This window comes from Cellulomonas hominis (genome assembly GCF_005239125.1).
Classification (GTDB): domain Bacteria; phylum Actinomycetota; class Actinomycetes; order Actinomycetales; family Cellulomonadaceae; genus Cellulomonas; species Cellulomonas hominis_A.
Genome location: NZ_SZYE01000288.1, coordinates 1 through 3,192, shown reverse-complemented (window position 1 = coordinate 3,192; position 3,192 = coordinate 1). Strand labels below are relative to the sequence as shown.

The window sequence follows — 3,192 nt, the reverse complement described above, 5'->3', positions numbered from 1 at the left end:
CCGCGCGGGCGCCGCCGCGGCGCACCCCGGTGCCGCGGGCGCGCGGCCCGACGACGGAGCGGTCCCCGACGGCGACGCCCTCCCGGCGGGGGCGCGGTGATCCGGTTCGCCTACCTCGGCGCGCTCCTGCTCGCGCTGGGCGGCCTCGCCCTGGTCGACCGCCGGTGGCGCCTGGCGTTCTGGGACGCCCCGCGCCGCGCCGCGCTGTGCGTCGGCACCGGCGTCGTCGGCTTCCTGCTCTGGGACGTCGCCGGGCTGCTGCTCGGCATCTTCGCCCGCGGCGAGAGCCCGCACATGACCGGCCTGCTGCTGGCGCCCGACCTGCCCCTCGAGGAGGCGGTCTTCCTGACGCTGCTCTGCTACAACGCGCTGCTCGCGTGGCGCGGGATCGACCGCGCGCTGGCGGCGCGGCGCACGCGCACCGCGGGCACCGCCGGGGAGGCGGCCCGGTGACCAACATCGTGCTCAACGTGCTCGTGCTGGCCGCGGTCGTCGCGGCCTCCTGGCGGGTGCTGCGCCGGATGCGGCCCGGCCCCGTCGTCGGGGGCGCGCTCGTGCTGTGCCTGCTCACCATGGTGTTCGACACCCTGATGATCGCCGCCGACCTGTACGTCTTCGACGAGGACAAGATCCTCGGCGTCTACCTGTGGGGGGCTCCGCTGGAGGACTTCTTCTACGCGGTCGTGGCCGCGCTCGCGATGCCGGTGCTGTGGACGGTGCTCGAGCGGCGGTCGGCGGCGCGCGCCGCCGCCGGGACCCCGGAGGGCACCGCGTGAGGCAGGTGCTCGCGGCCTCGCGGCCGTTCTCGTGGATCAACACCGCGTACCCGTTCGCCGCCGGCTACCTGCTGGCGACCGAGGGCCGGGTCGACCTGACGTTCGTGATCGGGACGCTGTTCTTCCTGATCCCCTACAACCTGCTGATGTACGGCGTGAACGACGTGTTCGACTACGCGTCCGACCTGCAGAACCCCCGCAAGGGCGGCATCGAGGGCGCGCTCGCCGACCCCGCGGTCGCGCGCGTCGTGCACCGCCGGATCCTGTGGGCCAGCGGGCTGTCCGTGCTGCCGTTCCTGGTCTACCTGCTCGCGGTCGGGTCGCTCGCGGCCGGCCTCACCCTGCTCGTCGTCGTGTTCCTCGTGGTGGCGTACTCGGCGCCGGTGCTGCGGTTCAAGGAGCGCCCGGTCCTCGACTCGGCGACGTCGGCGATGCACTTCGTCGGGCCGCTGCTCTACGCGCTCGTGCTGGTCGGCGCGGACCTCGGGTCGCGCTCGGTGTGGCCGGTGCTGGTGGCGTTCGTGCTGTGGGGGATGGCGTCGCACGCGTTCGGCGCGGTGCAGGACGTGCGGGCGGACCGGGAGGGCGGCATCGGGTCGGTCGCGACCGTGCTCGGCGCGCACGCCACCGTCGTCCTCGCGACCGTCGCCTACGTGCTCGCCGCCGCCGTGCTGCTCGTGCTGCCGTGGCCGGGGTGGCTCGCGGCGGTGCTCCCGCTGGTCTACGCGGCGAGCACCGCGCGGTTCTGGTCCGTCCGGGACGACGACTGCGAGCGGGCGAACGCCGGGTGGCGCACGTTCCTCTGGCTGAACCTGGTCGTGGGGTTCCTGGTGACGATGCTGCTGATCGCGATCGCGCTGACGACCTGAGCCCGGGCGCGGCGGCGCACCGCGGTGTGCAGGTCGTGCGCAGGGTCGGCGGAGCACCCGGCCCCGGGTGGTGACGCGCGGGGCGGGCGTGTTCGATGGCTCGCGTGATCCGTGCAGCAACGCAGGCGGCCGTGCAGGCCGCGACGACCGAGGAAGCCGTCGACACCGCCCGGGACGTGCTCGTCCCGGTGCTCTGGGTGGCCGGCGCCGTGGTGGTGGCCCTCCTGGCCGCGGTCCTGATCGGCGCCGTCGTCCGGACCGTCGCCAAGAAGTCCGTCCTGGCCGCCGACCTCGCCCGGCGGTCCAAGCGGCCGCTGCGGGCCGTGCTCATCGTCATCGCGGTGTGGGTGGCGCTCGCGATCTCCGTGTCCGACGCCGACTGGCAGACCTCCTGGATGCGCGCGATCGGGCACGTGCTGCTCATCGCGCTGATCGCCGCGGCGACCTGGCTCGTCGGGACCCTGGCGTTCGTGGTCGAGGACCTCGCGCTGTCCCGGTACCGGGTCGACGTCAAGGACAACCGGCACGCCCGCCGGGTGCGCACCCAGGTCCAGCTGCTCCGGCGGATCACCGTCGCGGTGCTGGTCATCGTCGGGGTGGCGGCCGTGCTGCTCACCTTCCCGGGCGTCTCCGCGTTCGGCGCGAGCCTCCTGGCGTCCGCGGGCCTGCTGTCCGTGGTGGCCGGTCTCGCGGCCCAGAGCTCGCTGGCCAACGTGTTCGCGGGCCTGCAGATCGCGTTCACCGACGGCATCCGGGTCGACGACGTGGTGATCGTCGAGGACCAGTGGGGCCGGATCGAGGAGATCACCCTCACCTACGTCGTCGTGCACATCTGGGACGACCGCCGGCTCATCCTGCCGTCGACGTACTTCACGCAGACGCCGTTCGAGAACTGGACCCGCCGCGCCGCCGAGCTCCTCGGCACCGTGGAGATCGACGTCGACTGGCGGGCGCCGGTGGACGAGCTGCGCGCCGAGCTCAACCGGCTGCTCGCCGACACCGACCTGTGGGACCACCGCGTCGGCATCCTCCAGGTCACCGACGCGGTGAACGGCGTGGTCCGGCTGCGCGCGCTCGCCTCGGCGGTCGACGCGCCGACGCTGTTCGACCTGCGGTGCTACCTGCGCGAGGGCCTGGTGTCCTACCTGCAGCGCAGCGCGCCCCAGGGTCTGCCGCGCACCCGCATCGAGACGACGAAGGGTGCGCCGCTGCCGCTCGCGGAGGCCCCGGCGCCGCAGGCCCGGCGGCCGCGCACCGGCGCGCACGCCGTCGTGGAGCCGGCACCCGAGACCGGGCAGCTGGACGCGCGGTTGTTCACCGGCAGCGTGGAGGCGATGCAGCGCGCCGGCTCGTTCGCGGGACCGGGCCAGGACGTGATCGCCGAGCGCGAGGAGCACGCCGCGGAGGCCCGGCAGGACGCCGAGGGCACCGCGGGGCGGTCGTCGGGCGGACGGAAGGTCGCCGTGGTGCCCGCGCCGGGGACGGCCGCGGTGCCGCTGGCGGCGGCCGGCGCGGGCGGCGCGCCCGACGAGGTCGACGCGGTGCCG

Annotated in this window: 4 protein-coding genes; all 4 read left to right on the top strand. The window is 74.9% G+C overall.

Annotated elements, in window-relative coordinates; genetic code table 11:
• The first annotated feature begins 96 nt into the window (after positions 1 to 96).
• On the top strand, positions 97 to 453 hold the full coding sequence (locus tag FA014_RS18935; protein WP_328288225.1) for a lycopene cyclase domain-containing protein: 357 nt from the start codon (positions 97 to 99) through the stop codon (positions 451 to 453).
• Positions 450 to 776: a lycopene cyclase domain-containing protein gene (locus tag FA014_RS18930; protein WP_154731161.1), complete on the top strand. Its 327-nt coding sequence runs from the start codon at positions 450 to 452 to the stop codon at positions 774 to 776. Before FA014_RS18935 ends, FA014_RS18930 begins: the two co-directional genes overlap by 4 nt.
• Entirely contained in the window at positions 773 to 1,645 is an 873-nt protein-coding gene (locus FA014_RS18925; RefSeq protein WP_154731160.1) for a prenyltransferase, read from the top strand. Before FA014_RS18930 ends, FA014_RS18925 begins: the two co-directional genes overlap by 4 nt.
• 104 nt (positions 1,646 to 1,749) lie before the next feature.
• On the top strand, positions 1,750 to 3,192 hold a 1,443-nt coding region (locus FA014_RS18920; protein WP_230323425.1), incomplete at its 3' end, for a mechanosensitive ion channel family protein.